The organism is Actinomadura sp. KC06 (assembly GCF_004348735.1).
Classification (GTDB): domain Bacteria; phylum Actinomycetota; class Actinomycetes; order Streptosporangiales; family Streptosporangiaceae; genus Spirillospora.
In genome coordinates, this window is sequence record NZ_SMKT01000168.1 from 1 (window position 1) to 18,573 (window position 18,573).

Below are 18,573 nucleotides of genomic sequence, written 5' to 3' on the forward strand. Positions count from 1 at the left end.
GGCGGGGACGGCGGTGGCGGCGACGAGCGCGCCGGCCAGGGACGCCGTTCCGGTGAGAAGCGCGATGCTGCGTTTCACGGGGGTTCTACCTTTCTTCTGTGGGGGTGGAGGACTCGGTGGGGAGCCCGGCGGCGACCCAGTCCTCGATTCCTTCGCGGTACTTGCGGACGTCGGGGTAGCCGAGTTCGAGCAGCCGCGCGCCGACGAGGCCGCTGTTGCGGCACGGCACGTTGGCGCAGTAGACGACGACCGGCGCGGACTTGTCGGGCAGCACGCGCGGCGCGTACTCGTCGGTGAACTCGGCGGCCTGCTCGTAGGGGAAGCCGGGGATGTTGCGGGCGCCGGGCAGATGTTCCTTCTCGTAGTAGGCGGCCGGCATCGTGTCGACCACGACGACCGTGCCGTCCTCCAGGGCGGCGGCGAGTTCGTCGCGGGTGATCAGCGGGAGCACGTCAGGGTCCTTTCGGGCTCGTGGCGGGGACGGGCGACGGCGGGGGTTCGGGAGACGAGGAGGGGTCGGCCGCCGCCGCGGCGCCGCGCCCAGCGGACCACCGTCCGAGGACGGCGTGCACGGCGAACGCGACGGCGACCGAGGTCAGGGCGGCGCTGCCGAGGCCGGCGACGGCGGCGGCGGTGCCCGCGGCCCAGCTGACGAGGGCGCGCGGCATCCAGTCCGCGGGGTCGGGCGGCGGCGCGCCGGTGCGGCGGGCGCGGTCCAGGGCCGGGCGGCAGGCGCGGACGAGGTGGTACTCGGCGATGATGATCCCGGCGACGGGCGGCGCGAGCATCCCGATCGCGGTGAGGAACCCGCTGAAGGCGTGCACGATGCCGAGCGCCGACACGAGCGTCCCGGCGGCGCCGAGCGCGACGGTGACCGGCACCCGCCCGACGCGGCGGCCGGTGAGCACGTGGATCGAGTTGACCAGGCCGAGCGACGACGAGTACAGGTTCCAGTCGTTGATCTTCAGGATGGCGGTGGCGAGCACCAGCGTGCCGAGCAGCCCGGACGAGGAGGTGACGATCCCGACGACGTCGTCGGTGCGGGCGGCGTGCGCGAGCAGCACCCCGATCATCCCGATCAGGTACTCGCCGAGCGTGACCGAGATCAGCGTCTGCTTGACCACGTCCGCGGGACGCCGGTTGAACCGCGTCATGTCCGGCGTCATGATCGCGCCGAGGATGAACGCGCCGGACACCAGCGTGACGCCCGCGCCGAGCGTCAGCGGCTCGCCCGGCGGGTCGGACGCGATCAGCTCGCCGAGCGAGTGGTGCCGCAGCGCGTCCACGATGGAGACGAGCGCGAGCAGCAGGAACGCCGGGACGGTGAGGTAGCCGACCCACGCCATCGTCCGGAACCCGTACGTCGTGACGGCCGTGATGGCGGCGCCGCCGAGCACCGCCCACGCCCACTCCGGCGGGCTGCCGGCGAGGTCGTGCATGCCCTGCGCGAACACGCCGTTCTGGACGCCGAACCAGCCCGCCAGGCTGATCGCGACGAGCATCCCGACCAGCGCGGACCCGCGGCGCCCGAACCCGGCCCACCGCGCCAGGACGGACGTGGACAGCCCCTCCCGGACCCCGGCGACGCCGAGCAGGATCGTGATCGCCTCAAGCAGCACCGAGCCGATCGTGATGGCGAGGACGGCGTCCCAGAACGTCATGCCGTACCCGAGAATCGCGCCGACCATGAACTGCTGGAATGACGACACCTGGCCGAAACGCTGGACGGCGACGGAAATCCACGAGCGCCGCGCGGAATCGGGGACCCGGACGAGCGAGTAGTCGTCGTGGCCCACGGCGGCGGGCCGGGACGCGGGGTGGGTTTTCATGATCGTGCCGCCTATCGGGTATTGCCGAGCGACGAAAGCGTCCTTTCGGCCGCAGCCTCGCGGACGATCAGGAATCCCTGCCCGTGCCGCGGGCGCCACTCAAGTTCGCGTTCGAAGAACCTTTCAAGAAAGCGCACCCGCTGGTGGTAGGCGAACATCGAGTGCGGCGTCCCGACGATGTACCCGGACCCCGCGAACAGCGGAAGCTCCGCCAGGAAATAGCGCACTCCGAGGCGCAGCTGCTCAAGCGAGGCGGCCTGCCCGTCCGGCAGCTTGGGCTCCAGCACCCAGCGGGTGGCCTCCAGGCACGCGTCCCGGAACGCCTCGCTCTCGGTGTAAAGCACCAGCGCCTCGTCGAACAGCTCCTGGTAGCGGCGGTTCGCGTGCAGCCGCACCATGCTCAGCACATGTTCATCCGGGTTCGGCACGTCCAGCCTGGCCAGCGCCGACCGGATCTTGTTGTGCGTGTACCGCGACTGGCGGTGCGCCTTCTGCCGTGCCCGGCCCGGGGAGTAGCCCAGCGCCTCGAACGTGTACGCGGTGATCTCGTCCGGGACGAAGAAGTGGAAATCGGCGAAAGCGGCGGTCGCCCACCTGGCCAGGCTCGCCAGGCGTTCAGCGCTGAAGTAGCTGTTGAATGGGCTGACCCCGATGCACACATGATCGCATTTCCGCAGCGCCTTCACGCATTCATCGGAGAGCGGTTCGATCTCGTATGCCGTCATGACATCCTCCGGTCACAATTTCGGATGTCTGGGAGTGTCCGTGCCGACCCCCGCCCCCGCTAATGCCAGCGGGGTATACCTCGAATGCATAACCCCCGGAGAAGAATGATCTGGTCCCTACGATGGCCGCGTCCGTCAATTACCCGAGACGAGGTCCAGCGTGAAAACAGATCATGACGTCCGGAATCTGATCGTCATCGGTTCGGGCCCGGCCGGATACACCGCCGCCGTGTACGCCGCCCGCGCGAACCTCGACCCGCTGGTGATCGAGGGCGCCGAGTTCGGCGGCGCGCTGATGACGACGACGGACGTGGAGAACTTCCCCGGCTTCCCCGACGGCGTCATGGGCCCCGACCTGATGGACCGCATGCGCAAGCAGGCCGGCCGCTTCGGCGCGGAGCTGCTCGTCGACGACGCCGTCCACACCGAGCTGGCGGGCGAGACCAAGCGCGTGTGCGCGGGCGACCGCGAGTACCGGGCCCGCGCGGTGATCCTCGCGACCGGCTCGGCCTGGCGGCCGCTGGGCGTCCCGGGGGAGCGGGAGCTGCTCGGACGCGGCGTGTCGTCCTGCGCGACGTGCGACGGGTTCTTCTTCCGCGACCGGCACGTCGCGGTCGTCGGCGGCGGCGACTCCGCGATGGAGGAGGCGATGTTCCTCACCCGGTACGCGGAGAGCGTCACGATCGTCCACCGCCGGGGCGAGTTCCGGGCCAGCAAGATCATGGCCGACCGGGCGCTGGCGCATCCGAAGATCACCGTCCTGTGGCACACGGTCGTCGCGGCGGTGGACGGCTCGGGCGAGGTCACGGGGGTGTTCATCCGCGACACAAGGACCGGCGAGACCGGCAGGCTCGACGTCACCGGGCTGTTCGTCGCCATCGGCCACGACCCGCGCAGCGGCCTGTTCGCCGGCCAGGTGGACGTGGACGAGCAGGGATACGTCAAGACGCAGGCGCCGGGCAGCCGGACGAGCGTGCCCGGCGTGTTCGCCTGCGGAGACCTCGTCGACCACACCTATAGACAGGCCGTCACCGCGGCGGGCAGCGGCTGCATGGCCGCCATGGACGCCGAACGCCACCTCGCCGCCGCCGCGGCCCCGGCCGCCCGCTGATCAGTTGGTGGGGACGGGAAGGGTGCGGGGACGCGCGTCGGGGTGCTCGCCGAGCCACTTCAGCATTCCGGTGTTGCGCTCGACGACCGGCTTGTACAGCTCGTGGAACGTGCGGTGCAGGATGTCGATCTCGCTGGTCGGCATGGTGGCGGTGCGCCAGCGCAGCACCCGGTAGGCGTCCGTGGCGCGGCCGGCGAGCGCGACGACGGTGATGCCTTCACCCGGCACCCAGGTCGGCGAGGCGAGCGTGATGGCGAACCCGGCCGCGACGAACCCGACCATGCTGTTGAAGTCGACCCCTGCGTACCGAAAACGCGGCGTGAACCCGGCGGCTTCGCAGGCGGCGCGGAGCATCGCGGTCCCGCCGTCGTCGCCGCCCTGCGGCGGTATCCACGTCTCTCCGGCGAGGTCGGTCAGGCTGACCCGGCCCCGCGCCGCGAGCGGATGGCTGGAGGCGAGCGCGATGCCGCAGGGTTCGATGGTGATCACGCGTTCGGTGGTGCCGGGCGGGCACGGCGGTGCGTGGTGGTCGGCGACGCGTCCCATGAACACGACGTCGACCTGGTCGTTGGCCAACAGCTGGGTGAGGACGGCGCCGGAGTAGTCGAGGCTGGTGCTGACGGTGCGGTGCGGCATCTCGTTTTCGAGTTTGCGCAGCCATTCGCCCAGCAGGACGTGGGGGTGGGTGCCCAGCCGGATGCCGGTGCGCGTCCCGCCGCCGGGGACGGTGGCGAGCAGGTCGTCCATGTCGGCCAGGACGCCGCGGGCGCGGGCCAGGACGTGGCGTCCCAGCGGGGTGGGGGTGATGCCTTGTGAGTCGCGGGCGAACAGCGGCCCTCCGAAGGCCTTTTCTATACGGCGCAGCTGGTTGCTGAGGGTGGGCTGGGAGACGCCCAGGTTGGCCGCGGCACGCGTGATGCTGCCTGTCTCCGCGAGCTGGCAGAGCACCCTTAAATGCCGCAGTTCCACCTGCATAGCCGTGAAGCTATGCCCAAGTGGAAGGGTCCGCAACCGATCCGCAGATGTCACTCTCATTTTCGCAAGGCACGACAAACCGTCCACCCGCTCCTGGCGCCCCGCCCTCCTGAATCTCCTGCCCCCTGCCCGATCGTTCCTTCTGCCCCAAACCGAGCGCCCGAGCATGTAGCAGGCGTGCCCCCGCTGGCGGTGGACGGCATCGCCGTGCCTGCGGCCGCCCGTCCCCCCGCGGTGCGGTCTCCCCCCTCAGTGGAGGCATGCGGAAGTGAAACGCAAACACCTCTTGGCGACCCTTGTGGCCGCCACTCTCGGGATCGGCGGCCTGGTGCCGGTGGCCCTGAGAGCGACCCCCAGCGCGGAAGGATCGACTCCCGATCCGAAGACCGCCGCCGTCGTCTCGGCGGAACGCCTGATCGCCGGCCGGGTAGCGGACCTGCACCCGAGCAAGGGCGACAAGTACGTCCGGACGCAGGTCACCGGCACCCCGTGGAACCTGTACTACGTCGCCTACGAGCGCACCTACCGCGACCTTCCCGTCGTCGGCGGCGACTTCGTGGTGGCCACGGACGAGAAGGGCCACGTGCGCAACCTGTCGGTGGCGCAGAAGAAGCAGATCGCCGTCGGCATCGCGCCGAAGGTCGGCAAGGCGGAGGCCGCGCGGAAGTCGCGCGGCGCGGTGAGCAAGCCGGACGGCAAGACCCTGCAGCCGCGCCTGGTGGTGCACGCGCTGGCGAAGCCGAGGCTCGCGTGGGAGACGGTCGTCACCGGACGTGACGGCGCGCACCCGAGCCAGAAGAAGGTCTACGTCGACGCCCTGACGGGCAAGCGGTTCGCCGAGCAGGAGCTCGTCGTCGCGGGCACCGGCACCGGCATCTGGGGAGGGCCGAACCTCCAGTTCGGAACGACCCAATCCGGCGGCCAGTACACGATGCGGGACCCGGAGCGTCCCGGCATCAGCTGCGCCGACTACAGCACCAGGGCGGTCTTCTCCGGTCCTGACGACGTGTGGGGCAGCACGTCCAAGACCAGCAAGGAAGCCGGCTGCGTGGACGTCATGTACGCCGCCAAGGGCCACTGGGACCTGCTGAAGTCGTTCGGCCGCACCGGCCTGAACAACAGCGGCCAGTGGGCCCCGGCGTTCGTCGGCCTGAACGCCGTCAACGCCTACTGGCAGAACGGCCAGGCCCAGTTCGGCCACAACCAGCAGAACCAGTGGATCACCGGCGCTGACGTCGTGGCGCACGAGTTCGGTCACGGGCTCGACAGCTACACGCCGGGCGGGATCTCCGGCGGCAACACGCAGGAGTTCGTCGGGGACGTGTGGGGAGCGGCCGTCGAGGCGCTCCTCAACAACCCCGAGGACGTTCCCGACTACACCGTCGGCGAAGAGGTCAACCTCGTCGGCAACGGCCCGATCCGCAACATGTACAACCCCTCCCTGGTCAACAACGACCCGAACTGCTACTCCAGCTCGGTGCCGAACATGGAGGTGCACAAGGCGGCCGGGCCGGGGAACCACTGGTTCTACCTGCTGGCCGAGGGCAACAACCCGGGCGGCGGCAAGCCGTCCAGCCCGACCTGCAACAACAGCAGCATGACCGGCATCGGCATCATGGACGCGACGAAGATCTTCTACAACGCGATGATGCTGAAGACGTCCGGGACCAACTACCCCCGGTACCGGGTGCTGACGCTGCAGGCGGCGAAGAACCTCGACCCGACCTGCACCTACTACAACAAGGCCAAGGCCGCGTGGGACGCGGTCTCGCTGCCGCAGCAGTCCGGTGAGCCGACCTGCACGCCGACCGGCGGCAACGACTTCTCGATGTCGGTGTCGCCCAACACGGGCACGGTGAAGCCGGGCGCGTCGGTGCAGGCGACGGTCGCCACGACCGTCACCGGCGGCGCCTCGGAGGCGGTCGACCTGACCGCGTCCGTGTCGCCGGCCAACAGCGGCCTGACCGCGAGCTTCAACCCGGCGCGCGTCCAGTCCGGCAACACCTCGACGATGACCCTCACCGCGAGCGACACGGCGCAGACCGGGCCGTTCACCGTCACCGTCACCGGCAGGACCGCGTCGAAGACCAAGACCGCGACGTACTCGCTCAGAGTCGACGGCGGCGGACCGGGCACCACCGACCCGCCGAACGTCAACGTCGAGAACGTCAAGGCGCACCTGCAGCAGTTCCAGACCATCGCTCAGCAGAACGGCGGCAACCGCTACGCCGCGGGCGGCGGGTACACCGCCTCCGTCGCCTACGTCGAGCAGAAGCTGCAGGCCGCCGGGTTCACCGTGACGCGGCAGGCGTGCACCTCCGGGTGCACCGCGGGCTCCGGGCCCAACCTGATCGCCGAATGGCCTGGCGGTGACGCCAACAGCGTCTACATGTTCGGCGCGCACCTCGACGGCGTCCGGGCCGGACCCGGCAGCAACGACAACGCCACCGGCTCCGCCGCGCTGCTCGAGACCGCGCTGACGCTGGCGCAGACCAAGCCGACCATGCTCAACAAGGTCCGCTTCGGCTGGTGGACGGACGAGGAGCAGGGCCTCAACGGCTCGGAGTTCTACGTCGCCCGCCTCCCGCAGACCGAGCGGTCGAAGATCAAGGGTTACTTCAACTTCGACATGGTCGGCAGCCCGAACGCCGGCTACTTCATCGACAACCTCAACTCGCAGCTGTCCGCGAACCTGAAGGGATACTTCGACTCGATCAACCTCGTCCCGGACGAGATGGGCGAGTGCTGCAGCGACGACGGCCCGTTCCGCAACGCGGGGATCGCGACGTCGTTCCTGTCCACCGGCGCGTCCGCGACGAAGTCGTCCGCGCAGGCGCAGAAGTGGGGCGGCACGGCCGGACAGGCGTTCGACCGCTGCTACCACCAGGCCTGCGACGCCTACCCGGGCAACATCAACATGACCGCGCTCGACCGCAGCGCGGACGCCATCGCGTGGGCGCTGTGGAAGACGTCCGTGGGTCAGACGAACCCGTCGGACGACTTCTCCATCACGGCGAATCCCACGTCCGCGAGCGTCGAGCCGGGACAGTCGGCCACGGCCACCATCAACACGGCCGTGACCGAGGGCGCCGCCCAGTCGATCAACCTGACGGCCACGGTGTCGCCGGGCGGGCCGAGCGTCACCTTCAGCCCCGCCACCGTCCAGGCCGGCGCTTCGTCCACGATGACCGTCGCCACCACGTCGGCAACCCCGGCGGGCGACTACGTCGTGACGGTCACCGGCGCCGGTGAGTCCGCCACGCACACCGCGAGCTTCACCCTGCGGGTGCAAGGCGACGGAACCGACGACTTCTCGGTGTCGGTGGACCCGTCCAACGGGACCGTCGAGGCCGGCAAGTCGACGCAGGCCACCGTCCGCACCGCCCTCACCCAGGGGACGGCGCAGCAGGTGGCCCTGTCGGCGACGGTCTCACCGGGCGGCCCGACGGCCACCATCAACCCCGGTGAGGTCAAGGCGGGCGGAACCGCGACCCTGACGCTGGCCACCACCGCGAGCACGCCCGAGGGCAGCTACACGGTGACGGTCACCGGACGGGGCTCGGTCACCCGCACGGCCACCTACACCCTGAACGTGACCAAGTCGCCGGGTGGCGACCGCACGTTCACCAGCGAGACCGACTACCCGATCCGCGACTACACCTGGACGGTCAGCCCGATCCAGGTCGGGATCGAGGGCCAGGCGGCGACGACGGTGAACCTGTCGATCGACGCGACGCACACCTGCGCCGAGGACCTCGGCATCTGGCTGCGCTCGCCCACCGGCGGGGACTACGTGGTCAAGCGGCAGGGAACCGGTCAGTACCAGTGCACGCCGTGGAACGGCGCGCGGACCTTCCAGGTCCCGGGCGTCAACTCCCAGGCGGGCGGAAACTGGCAGGTGTACATCTACGATTACGGGCCCCAGGACATCGGGACCCTTAGGGGCTGGAGCATCACGCTCTAGCCGCCGGCGGTAAGTGTCCGGTCCGGTCTCCTCCTCGGGATGGGGGTGGAGGCCGGGCCGGACATCCACATATCCCCCCATCCCGCCAAGCGCAGCTCGACCCCCAGAGGAGGTGCGCAAATGTCCAGAAGGTCACGCTTCCTGGCAGCGGTGATCCCGCTCGCCGTGACCCTGATCCTGCCCGCCGCCACGGCGTCGGCCACTCCCGTGCGGAGCGGCGACGCCGCCAGGCAGGCCCAACCCCGCCTACCCGCCCCCAAACCAGATGCGGCCGGAGAGAAGAAGGCCGCGAACACCGAGCTCCGGTACTCGCCTAAGAGCCGAACCACTCAGGTGACCCTCCGCGAGCCGGGCTCCAGTTACGTCAAGGTGCATTTCGCGTCCGTGCGGCTGCTCCCCGGTGACCGCGTCACCGTCGCCTCGCCGTCCGGCCGCGAAGTGCACACCTACTACGGCGACCCGACCGTCCGGAAGCAGGGCGGCGACTCCCCCTTCACCGTCCACGGTGGGACGGGGTTCGCCGCGATGTCGATCGACGGGGACACCGCCGTCGTCACCCTGCACTCGTCCGCGAAGCGCGGCGACGCCGCGGCGCTGACCCGGCAGGGGTTCGGCGCCCGGATCGACTCCTATTTCCGCGGCTTCACCCAGGCCGAGTACACGGCGGCCAATCCCCGTCCGTTCAGCGTCTGCGGCACCGACGGCCGCCGCGACGTGACCTGCTACAAGGAGAGCCATCCCACCGAATACGCCCGCTCCCGCTCGGTGGCCCGCCAGCTTCTGAACGGCCTCGGGCACTGCACCTCGTGGCGTGTCGGCGACACCAACACGATGCTCACCAACCAGCACTGCATGGAGAACGAGGCCGACCTGCGGGGCAGCGAGTTCCAGTTCGACTACGACTGCGCCACGTGCGGAGGCCGTAACCCGGGGGCCGGCACGAAGGTCAGCGGAGCGCAACTGCTCAAGCTGAGCCCGCTGAGCGCCCTCGACTACGCGCTGTTCTCGGTGAACAACTTCGAGAGCATCAAGCAGTTCGGGACGCTGTACCTGGAGACCCGCGAGCCCACGGCGGGTGAGCGGATCTACATCCCCGGCCACGGCGACACGCTGCCGAAGCGGCTGTCGGTCGTCGAGGACGGCGGCGGCAACTGCGTGATCAGGACGCCGTCGTCCGGGGTGAACACCGGGTACATGTGCGACACGTCGGGCGGGAACTCCGGTTCGCCGGTCCTCGCCGGGTCCTCGCACAAGGTGATCGCGCTGCACCACCTCGGCGGCTGCCCGAACTGGGGCACCCGGATCAGCCTCGTCTACAAGGAGATCTCCAGTCTGATCGACAACGAGCCGGGAACCCCCGACTCCCGCGTCCTGAGCGGTTGACCCGCTGATCCGCTCAGGGTGAATGACCTCTCGTCCGGGACGTTCTCCTCCCGTGGGTCCCGGCCGGGAGCGCTGTCCGGCGATCCCTTGGCGGGGAGGACGCCGGGCGCCCGCCGGTACCGCACCGGCCGTGACCTGGCCCACGGGCCGGTGCGGTACCGCGACGGGACCCGTCCTTCAGGCGGCCCGGACGGCCGCCAGCTCTCCGCGGCCCTCGTCCGCGCGGCCGGGGATGAGGAGCAGGGTGCAGGCCCGCTCGAACCGCGCGCCGATGCGCTCCCACGCCCGGACGGCCGCTGAAAGCTCGTCCTCGTCTCCGTGCAGGCGGCCCGCGGCCCGGGCCAGGCACGCGGCCGCCCAGTCGTTCTCGGCGGCCTCCGCGGCGGCGGAGGCCAGCCGTCCGGCCGCGTCGGGGAGCCCGGCGGCGACCGCGAGTTCCGCGCCGGCGGCGCGTGCGTAGGGCCGGTACCAGTCCTGCGGCGGGAAATCGGCGAACGCGGCCGCGACGAGACGTCCGTCGGCCTGGCTTCCGCGTCCGTCGGCCCGCTCCGCGCGTTCGTCGGCATGGCCTGCGTGAAGGGCGGTCCGGGCGTCCACGAACGCCGCGAACGACGCGATGTACCGGGCCCCGGCGCCGCCCGCGACCCGCTCCGCGCGGGCCCGCCACAGCCGGTAGCCGTCGTCGTCGCCGAGAAGCCCGTGTGCCAGCGCGACCGCCGCCACGGCCGGGGACACCCACGCCAGCGGGCTTTCCGCCCGCTCGCAGACGTCCCACAGCGCGGGCGCGCGGCGGAGCGCACCCGCGAGGTCGCCGGTCAGGACGAGCGGCGGGATCAGCGTGCTCAGCGCGACCGGGGACCGGTCGCCGATCAGGTCGTCGGACGCGGCGAGGCGGGCCGTGGACAGCGCGGCGGGCAGGTCGCCCGCCGCGACGGCGCAGGACGCGCCCATGTGGAAGACGTCGGTGATCTCCGGCGCCGTGTACGGGACGTCGCGCGGCATCGCGGCGAGCAGGCCGACCCGCTCGGCGGCGATCCGGTGCGCGTCCCGGAACCGTCCGGCGGTGAGCGCGGCGTTGCCGGACGCGTCCAGCGCGGCGGAGACCAGCACCGGGTCGCCGGTCGCGCGGGCCGCGGCCACCGCGTCGCCGATCAGGGACGGCTCCGGCGTGACCTTCTCCTCGCGGGCGGCCCAGACCCGCGCCGCCGCGAGATGCGCGGCCACGAGCGGGTCGCGGCCGTCGCCCGCCGACGCGGCGGCGTCGAGTAGCGTCCGGAGGCGGTCGTGCGGGACCTCCGTCTCGAACCCGGACGGGTGCCGTGCGGCGGTCGCGACGGCGAACGCGAGCGCGACCGCCTCCGCGTCGCCGTCCCCGGCGGCGCGGGCCCGCTCCGCCGACGCGAGCAGCAGCTCGAAGGCCCGGCCCGTGTTGATCAGGGCGTGCGCGGCGTCCGCGGCGTCGCGCAGGTCGGCCGCGGCCTCGCCCGGGGCCGGCGCCCGCCGCGCCGCTTCCTCGTAGTGGCCGGGGACCTCGTGCAGGAACCCGCGTGCGTACGCCAGATGGGCGAGCGACCTGGCTAGACCGTGCGGCAGGGGCGCGCGGCCCGGCGGCGCGCCCGCGAGGGCCGAGCGCAGGTCGGGGGCGACGGCGTCGAAACCGTCCCGCCAGCCGTCGGCGTCCTCGCCGAGCGCGCGCTCCAGGCGGGCGGCGGTCGCCGCGGCCCAGCGCAGGTACCGGTCGCGGGTCGCCTCCCTGTCCGCGCCCGTCTCCAGCTTCTCGGCGGCGAAGGCGCGGACCGTCTCCAGCAGCCGCCACCGTCCCTCCGCCTGCCGCACGACCAGGCTCTTGTCCGCCAGCCGCCCCAGCAGATCGGCGGGGCGGGGGAGGCCGGGCGCGACGGCGGCGGCCGCGTCCAGGTCGAACCCGCCGGTGAACACCGAGAGGCGGCGGAACAGCACCTGCTCGTCCTCGGTGAGCAGGTCGTGGCTCCAGCCGAGCACCGCGCTCAGCGACCGGTGCCGCTCCACCGCCCCGCGCCCTCCCGCCAAGAGGTGCAGGACGTCGTCCTGATGGCCTTTCCGGGGGGTGTGGGGGGTCGACCCCCCACCATGAAGCGCGGAGAGGAGGCCGGAAGCGCCCAGGGACGCGCTGCGCGCCGCCGCGAGTTCGATGGCGAGCGGCAGCCCGTCCAGGCGGCGGCACAGTTCGGCGACGTCGTCGCGGGCGGCGCCGAACCCGGGGTCGGACGCGGCGGCGCGGTCGAGGAAGAGGCGCTCGGCGTCGGAGCCCAGCGGCAGCGGCGGCACCGGCACGGTCCGCTCGCCCGGTATGCCGATCCGCTCGCGGCTGGTGGTCAGGACGGTCACGGTCGCGCAGGCGGAGAGCAGCCTTTCGAGGAAGCCCGCGACGGCGTCCAGCAGGTGCTCGCAGTTGTCCAGGACGAGCAGCGACCGGCCGCGCCCGAGGTGCTGCGCGACGGCGTCCGCCGGCGCCTGTCCGGGCCGCTCCGGCACGCCGAGCGCGGACGCCGCCGCCTGCGCGACGACCCCGTCGCGGGCCTCGCGGACCGGGACGAGGTCGACGAAAGCGCCGCCCAGCGGGAACGACGGCGCGGCCGCTTCGGCGACGGCGGCCGCCAGGCGCGTCTTGCCGATCCCGCCCGCGCCCAGCAGGGTCACGAGCCGCGCGTCCGCGAGCAGGCCCGCGGCCAGGTCCGTTTCGGCGGCGCGGCCGAAGAACGCCGTCCGGGCGGACGGCAGCCCGGCCAGGTGGCCGGGCGGCGGGGTGCGGCGCTCCGCCTCGTCGGCGAGGGCCCACCGGTCGGTGACGCCGTACTTGCGGAGCAGTGAGGAGATGTGGCTCTCGACGGTCCGGACGGAGATGTGCAGCCGCCCGGCGATCTGCGCGTTCGACAGCCGCGCGCCGAGCGCCGCGAGGACCTCCGCCTCGCGCCTGGAAACCTCCGCCGGACGATCGAGGGGCACGACGACAAGTGTGGCGGACCGGGAGAAATCGGTGGGCGGATTCCGTGGCGTCTCCGTGGCGGCACGGATGACCGGGCGGTGGCCGCGGGCGCAGTGTTGACGTCACCGGCCAAGACCGGCACATCCCGGAAACGAAGTGGAGAGAGCCATGCGACGCATCATCAACTCGACGTTCGTGTCGATCGACGGAGTCATGAAGGACCCGCAGGACTGGCCCCGGCTGGGCGACGCCGAGGGCGACTTCGCCGCGCAGACCGAGGTGCTGCTGGGCTGCGACGGCGTGCTGTTCGGCCGGCACACCTACCACAGCTTCGCCTCGGTGTGGCAGGGACGGTCAGGCGACCCCTACACCGACAAGATGAACGCCGTGGACAAGTACGTCGTCTCGTCCGCGATGGACAAGGCCGACTGGGACCGCACCACCGTCATCGGCGGCGACGTCATCGGCAAGATCTCCCGCCTGAAGGAGGGGCCGGGCGGCGACATCCTGCAGTACGGCTTCGGCAGGCTCTCGCACGAGCTGATGGAGCACGGCCTGCTCGACGAGCTGCGGCTCTGGGTCCACCCGTTCTTCGTCGGGACGGGCGGCGGCGACGGGCTGCTGTTCCGCGAGGGCACCCGCGCGATGTTCGAGCTCGTCGAGGCGCGGACGTACCCGTCCGGCATCGTGCTGCTGTCCTACCGCCTCAAGCCCGCGTCGGCGGCCTGAGTTCCGGTCATCGGGACCCGCGCTTGGCCGGGCGGTCCGGCGGCCTCTACTATCGCCGCACCTCAGGTCGCCCTCGCGGCGGCGCCGATCGGGCCAGGCGCGGGCCCCTCACGAGTGGTCGCCCGGCCGTGCCCTCCCGCTGAAGGGCCCCGGCCGTCCGCGTCCGCTGGGAGGAACAGATGGAGCGGACCGCTGACTACGTCGTCGTGGGTGCCGGAAGCGCGGGATGCGTGCTGGCGCGGCGCCTGGCCGAGTCGGGCGCGGACGTCGTCCTGGTCGAGGCCGGCGGCCCGGACCGGACGCGGCTGGTGCGCAAGCCCGGCCTGATCGCCGTCTTCCACAACGTCCCGCAGCTGAAGAAGAAGCTGGACTGGGGCTTCTACAGCACCCCGCAGAAGAGCGCCCTCGACCGGAGGATCCCGCAGACGAAGGGACGCGTCCTCGGCGGCTCCGGGTCGATCAACGGGATGCTGTTCGTGCGCGGCAACCGGCGGAACTACGACGACTGGGCGGCGGACGGCTGCACCGGATGGGGCCACGACGACGTCCTGGACAGCTTCAAGCGGATGGAGAACTGGGAGGACGGCGCCACCGCCCTGCGCGGCGCGGACGGGCCGATCCAGGTGACGCGGCAGCGGGACCTCACCCCGGCGTCGGAGGCGTTCATCGAGGCCGTGATCGAGACGGCGGGCGTGAAGCGGAACGACGACTACAACGGCGAGGTCCAGGACGGCGCGGGGATCTTCCAGCAGAGCGTGCACGAGGGGCTGCGGTACAGCTCGTCCGTCGGATACCTCGACGATCACGGCCTGCCGAACCTGACGGTCGTGACGGGCGCGACGGTGGAGCGCGTGATCGTCCGCGACGGGCGGGCCACCGGGATCGACGTCGTCACGAAGAAGGGGCGCGGGACCGTGCGCGCGTCCCGCGAGGTGATCCTGGCGGCGGGGACGTTCGGCTCGCCGCAACTTCTGATGCTGTCCGGCGTCGGACCGGCCGCGCACCTGCGGGAACACGGCATCGACGTGCACGCCGACCTGCCCGTCGGGGACAACCTGCACGACCACATGTTCGTCCCGATGACGTACGTCATGGACACGGCCCGCCACCGGGGCACCGCGCCGTACTTCGCGTCCGGCGTCGTCCGGGAGTGGACGAAGGGCGGGACGTGGGTCGCGCGCAGCGTGTTCGAGGCGGTCGGCTTCGTCCGCACCGGGCAGGCCGGCTCCGGCGACGTCCCTGACCTGCAGCTTCACGCGCTGCCGTGGTCGTATCCGTTCCCGAACCAGGACGCGCCCGTCCGGCACAAGGTGGACAAGCGCTCCGCCCTCACGATCATGCCGACGCTGATCTACCCGAAGAGCCGCGGGACGCTGCGGCTGGCGTCCGCCGACCCGTCCGCCGCGCCCCTCATCGACCCGGCCTACCTCACCGACCCCGACGACGCGCGCCTGCTGCTGGACGGCATCGAACTCGTCCGCGACGTGATGGCCAACAAGACCATCGCCGGCGACGTCAAGGAGGAGCTGTCACCGGGCCCTGGCTTCCCGGACCGGGCCGCGCTGGCCAAGGAGCTGCCGAACCGCGCGACGACCGTCTACCACCCGGTCGGCACCTGCCGGATGGGCGCGGACGAGCGGGCCGTGGTCGACCCGGCGCTGCGGGTCCGCGGCATCGAGGGCCTGCGGGTCGCGGACGCGTCGATCATGCCGTCCATCACGGGCGGGAACACCAACGCGCCGAGCATGATGATCGGCGAACACGCCGCGAAACTGATCCTCAGCGACTGGCCGTAGCCGGGAAGGCGGCCACCCACCGGCGCTGCCACGGGGTCTCGACGGCCCGCGGATGGTGATGCTCGCGCGCCCAAGCGACGGCTTCGGACGGCTCCACCCCGGACAGGACGGCCAAGCACGCGATGACCGTTCCGGTGCGTCCGACGCCGCCTCCGCAGGCGACCTCGACCGCCGCACCGGAACGGGCCCGCTCGTGCAGGGCGCGGATGTCCCGGACGGCCGCGTCCCGGTCGCGAGGCAGCAGGAAGTCGGGCCATTCGATCCAGGCGGCGGGCCAGCTCAGCGCCGCCTCATGCCGTCGGCGAAGACGCCCCGAGCCCAGGTATAGCCCGAAGTCGGGCGCGGGCCCGTCCGGCAGAGGATTGCGCAGCCCCCGCCCCCTGACCCACACCCCGTCGGGAAGCTGCAGCGCGCCCGTCAGCGGAGATGTCATCGCGCCAGCCTACGTCGCCGGTTCCTTCGTGGTGACGTGGAAGTCGAGCCCGTCGCCCACGGCGGAGACCTCGACGTGGCTGCCGTGCCGCAGATCGCCGGCGAGCAGGAGGTCGGAGAGCCGGTCGTCCACCTGCCGCTGGATCGTCCGGCGCAGCGGCCGGGCGCCGAACTCGGGCTGGTAGCCGCGCCGCGCCAGCCAGTCCACCGCCTCGGTGGTGAAGGACACGTCGACGTCCTGCGCGCGGAGGCGGCGGCGCGTCTCGTCCAGCAGCAGGTCGGTGATCTGCCGGAGCTGGCCCTCCTCCAGCCGCTGGAACACGATGATCTCGTCGATCCGGTTGAGGAACTCGGGCCGGAACGACTCGCGCAGCCGCCGCATGATCCGGTCGCTGAGCGCGGAACCGGGACCGTCGGGGTCGCCGCCCGGCGTGCCGAACCCGACCTCCGTCCGCCCGGTGATCAGCTCCGAGCCGAGGTTGCTGGTCATGATCACCACGGTGTTGCGGAAGTCGACCGTGCGGCCCTGCGCGTCCGTCAGCCGCCCGTCGTCCAGCAGTTGCAGCAGGACGTTGAACACGTCCTGGTGCGCCTTCTCGATCTCGTCCAGCAGGATCACCGCGTAATGCTGCCGCCGGACGGCGTCGGTCAGCTGCCCCGCCTCCTCGTAGCCGACGTACCCGGGCGGCGCGCCCATCAGCCGGCTCACCGTGTGCCGCTCCTGGAACTCGCTCATGTCGAACCGGATCAGCCGGTCGCGGCTGCCGAACAGCGCCTCCGCCAGCGCCTTCGCCAGCTCCGTCTTCCCGACGCCGGTCGGCCCGAGGAACAGGAACCCGCCGATCGGACGGTCCGGATCGCCCATCCCGGCCCGGGACCGCCGGACGGCCCGCGCCACCGCCGCCACCGCGTCCTCCTGCCCGATCACCCGCTGGTGCAGGTGCTCCTCCAGCCGGGTCAGCCGCTCGCGCTCCGCCTGCGTCAGCTGCGTGACGGGCACGCCGGAGATCCGCGACACGACCTCGGCGATGTCCTCCGTGGTGACCTCGGGGACGGTCGTCGGCCCGTTGTCGTCGCGCGTCTCCGCCAGGTCCTTCTCCAGCCGGACGATCTCGTCGCGCAGCTCGGACGCCTTCTCGTAGTCCTCGTCCGCGACGGCCTGGTCCTTCTCCCGGCGTCGCCGGTCGAGCCGCCGCTCCATCTCGCGGCGGCCGCCGTCCCGCGTCCCGGACCGCAGCCGGACCCGCGCGCCCGCCTGGTCGATCAGGTCGATCGCCTTGTCCGGCAGGAACCGATCGGTCAGATACCGGCTCGACAGATCAACGGCCGCGAGAAGCGCCTCGTCGGTGAACCGCACCTGGTGGTGAGCCTCGTACCGGTCGCGCAGCCCGCGCAGGATCTCGATGCTGTCGTCCGGGCTCGGCTCCGGCACCAGGATCGGCTGGAACCTGCGCTCCAGCGCCGCGTCCTTCTCGATGTTGCGGCGGTACTCGTCGATGGTCGTCGCCCCGACGACGTGCAGCTCGCCCCGCGACAGCGGCGGCTTCAGCATGTTCCCCGCGGACATGGCGCCCTCCGCGCCGCCCGCGCCCACGATCGTGTGGATCTCGTCGATGAACACCACGAGGTCGTCGCTGTGCTCGCGGATCTCGTCCACGACCTTCTTCAGCCGCTCCTCGAAGTCGCCCCGGTACCGCGTTCCCGCGACGATCCCGCCGAGGTCCAGCTGGACGATCCGCTTCCCGCGCAGCGTCTCCGGCACGTCATCGTCCACGATCCTTTGCGCGAGACCCTCGGCGATCGCGGTCTTCCCGACGCCCGGATCGCCGATCAGCACCGGATTGTTCTTGGTGCGCCGCGACAGGACCTCGACGGTCTCCTCGATCTCGTCCTCGCGCCCGATCACCGGGTCGATGCGGCCCTCCCGGGCGAGGGCGGTCAGGTCGCGTCCGAACTCGTCCAGCGTCGGCGTGTCGGACGCCTGCCCGCCGCCGGGCCCGCTCGGCGGCTGCTGCCCGCCGGTCGCCGCCTGCTGCAGCGTGTCGGGCGTCACATGCTCATGATCAAGAATGCGCCCCGCACTGGACCCGCGATCCAGCGCCAGCGCGAAAAGCAGATGCTCAGGCCCGATATAGGACGACCCAAGCGCCCGCGAAACCTGATGCGAATCCAGCAGCGCCCGCTTAGCCGACGGGGTCAGCTCCGGCGGGACGTCTCGCGGCTCACCCCGCCGCGCATGCTCTTCGATCTCCCCTTTGATCTTGTCCGGGTCGGCGCCCGCCCGCGCCATCCACTGCCGCGTGCCCTGCTGCCGCGTCGCCGCCCACAGCAGATGATCGGTGTCCAGATCGTCGCTGCCCCACTCCGCCGCCTGCGCCGCCGCGTCCCGCACCAGCTCCCGCGCGGGCTCGCTCATCAGCCGCGCGATGCTGATCCGCTCCATCGGCCGCCGCTGCGCCCGCGCGCCGAAGAACCGGGCGAGCATCTCCTCGAACGGGTCCATGCCGCCGGATCCGTACCACCCCGAGGTCATCTCCGAAACCCCCTGCCCCCGTTGAAGACGCCTAATCGCAACGGTCAGGGACCTGCCCATGGCAAGCCCCGGAAAACCCCAGCTCCGAGCGGGCACACAGCCCGGCCCCAACAACCCCGCACCCGAGGCTA

General features: G+C 71.8%; 12 protein-coding genes. 5 read left to right on the forward strand and 7 right to left on the reverse strand.

Annotation, left to right across the window (positions count from 1 at the left end):
* Positions 1-85: 85 nt before the first annotated feature.
* The 3 genes from E1287_RS35120 to E1287_RS35130 are packed head-to-tail and all read right to left on the reverse strand — an operon-like array spanning position 86 to position 2,554.
* Complete coding sequence (locus tag E1287_RS35120) at positions 86-451, reverse strand: rhodanese-like domain-containing protein (RefSeq protein ID WP_131969590.1); 366 nt, start codon at positions 449-451, stop codon at positions 86-88.
* A 1-nt stretch (position 452) separates the two neighbouring features.
* Positions 453-1,829: a cytosine permease gene (locus E1287_RS35125; RefSeq protein WP_207934649.1), complete on the reverse strand. Its 1,377-nt coding sequence runs from the start codon at positions 1,827-1,829 to the stop codon at positions 453-455.
* Between the two features lie 11 nt (positions 1,830-1,840).
* A complete protein-coding gene (locus E1287_RS35130; RefSeq protein WP_131969591.1) occupies positions 1,841-2,554 on the reverse strand; it encodes a tRNA-dependent cyclodipeptide synthase in 714 nt (237 codons plus the stop codon).
* Between the two features lie 160 nt (positions 2,555-2,714).
* Here E1287_RS35130 and trxB point away from each other — a divergent pair, with 160 nt between their 5' ends.
* Positions 2,715-3,665, forward strand: a complete 951-nt coding sequence (gene trxB, locus E1287_RS35135; RefSeq protein ID WP_131969592.1) for a thioredoxin-disulfide reductase — start codon at positions 2,715-2,717, stop codon at positions 3,663-3,665.
* Here the strand turns inward: trxB and E1287_RS35140 are convergent, their stop codons facing one another.
* A complete protein-coding gene (locus E1287_RS35140) occupies positions 3,666-4,640 on the reverse strand; it encodes a LysR family transcriptional regulator (RefSeq protein WP_165969357.1) in 975 nt (324 codons plus the stop codon).
* 268 nt (positions 4,641-4,908) lie between these two features.
* Here E1287_RS35140 and E1287_RS35145 point away from each other — a divergent pair, with 268 nt between their 5' ends.
* Together E1287_RS35145 and E1287_RS35150 are read left to right on the forward strand one after the other, a co-directional pair.
* Positions 4,909-8,604 (forward strand): M28 family peptidase, encoded by a 3,696-nt coding sequence (locus tag E1287_RS35145; RefSeq protein ID WP_207934650.1) that lies wholly within the window; start codon positions 4,909-4,911, stop codon positions 8,602-8,604.
* A 120-nt stretch (positions 8,605-8,724) separates the two neighbouring features.
* Positions 8,725-9,987: a serine protease gene (locus E1287_RS35150; RefSeq protein ID WP_131969594.1), complete on the forward strand. Its 1,263-nt coding sequence runs from the start codon at positions 8,725-8,727 to the stop codon at positions 9,985-9,987.
* Positions 9,988-10,164: 177 nt separating this feature from the next.
* On the opposite strand, the gene E1287_RS35155 is transcribed toward E1287_RS35150, so the two are convergent.
* Positions 10,165-12,972, reverse strand: a complete 2,808-nt coding sequence (locus E1287_RS35155; protein ID WP_131969595.1) for a LuxR C-terminal-related transcriptional regulator — start codon at positions 12,970-12,972, stop codon at positions 10,165-10,167.
* A 148-nt stretch (positions 12,973-13,120) separates the two neighbouring features.
* On the opposite strand from E1287_RS35155, the gene E1287_RS35160 reads away from it, so the two are divergent.
* On the forward strand, positions 13,121-13,681 hold the full coding sequence (locus tag E1287_RS35160) for a dihydrofolate reductase family protein (RefSeq protein ID WP_131969596.1): 561 nt from the start codon (positions 13,121-13,123) through the stop codon (positions 13,679-13,681).
* Positions 13,682-13,860: 179 nt separating this feature from the next.
* On the forward strand, positions 13,861-15,477 hold the full coding sequence (locus E1287_RS35165; RefSeq protein WP_131969597.1) for an FAD-dependent oxidoreductase: 1,617 nt from the start codon (positions 13,861-13,863) through the stop codon (positions 15,475-15,477).
* Here E1287_RS35165 and E1287_RS35170 read toward each other — a convergent pair.
* Positions 15,461-15,910: a protein-tyrosine phosphatase family protein gene (locus E1287_RS35170; protein WP_131969598.1), complete on the reverse strand. Its 450-nt coding sequence runs from the start codon at positions 15,908-15,910 to the stop codon at positions 15,461-15,463. The two genes, E1287_RS35165 and E1287_RS35170, sit on opposite strands and share 17 nt — an antisense overlap.
* Before the next feature lie 9 nt (positions 15,911-15,919).
* Entirely contained in the window at positions 15,920-18,442 is a 2,523-nt protein-coding gene (locus E1287_RS35175) for an ATP-dependent Clp protease ATP-binding subunit (protein WP_131969599.1), read from the reverse strand.
* Positions 18,443-18,573 lie beyond the last annotated feature (131 nt).

Excerpts from the sequence above, each read along its gene's own strand:
- E1287_RS35170 (WP_131969598.1), bottom strand. The coding sequence starts at position 15,910 with ATGACATCTCCGCTGACGGGCGCGCTGCAGCTTCCCGACGGGGTGTGG.
- E1287_RS35160 (WP_131969596.1), top strand. The coding sequence starts at position 13,121 with ATGCGACGCATCATCAACTCGACGTTCGTGTCGATCGACGGAGTCATG.
- E1287_RS35150 (WP_131969594.1), top strand. The coding sequence starts at position 8,725 with ATGTCCAGAAGGTCACGCTTCCTGGCAGCGGTGATCCCGCTCGCCGTG.
- E1287_RS35130 (WP_131969591.1), bottom strand. The coding sequence starts at position 2,554 with ATGACGGCATACGAGATCGAACCGCTCTCCGATGAATGCGTGAAGGCG.
- E1287_RS35165 (WP_131969597.1), top strand. The coding sequence starts at position 13,861 with ATGGAGCGGACCGCTGACTACGTCGTCGTGGGTGCCGGAAGCGCGGGA.
- E1287_RS35140 (WP_165969357.1), bottom strand. The coding sequence starts at position 4,640 with ATGCAGGTGGAACTGCGGCATTTAAGGGTGCTCTGCCAGCTCGCGGAG.
- E1287_RS35125 (WP_207934649.1), bottom strand. The coding sequence starts at position 1,829 with ATGAAAACCCACCCCGCGTCCCGGCCCGCCGCCGTGGGCCACGACGAC.
- E1287_RS35175 (WP_131969599.1), bottom strand. The coding sequence starts at position 18,442 with ATGACCTCGGGGTGGTACGGATCCGGCGGCATGGACCCGTTCGAGGAG.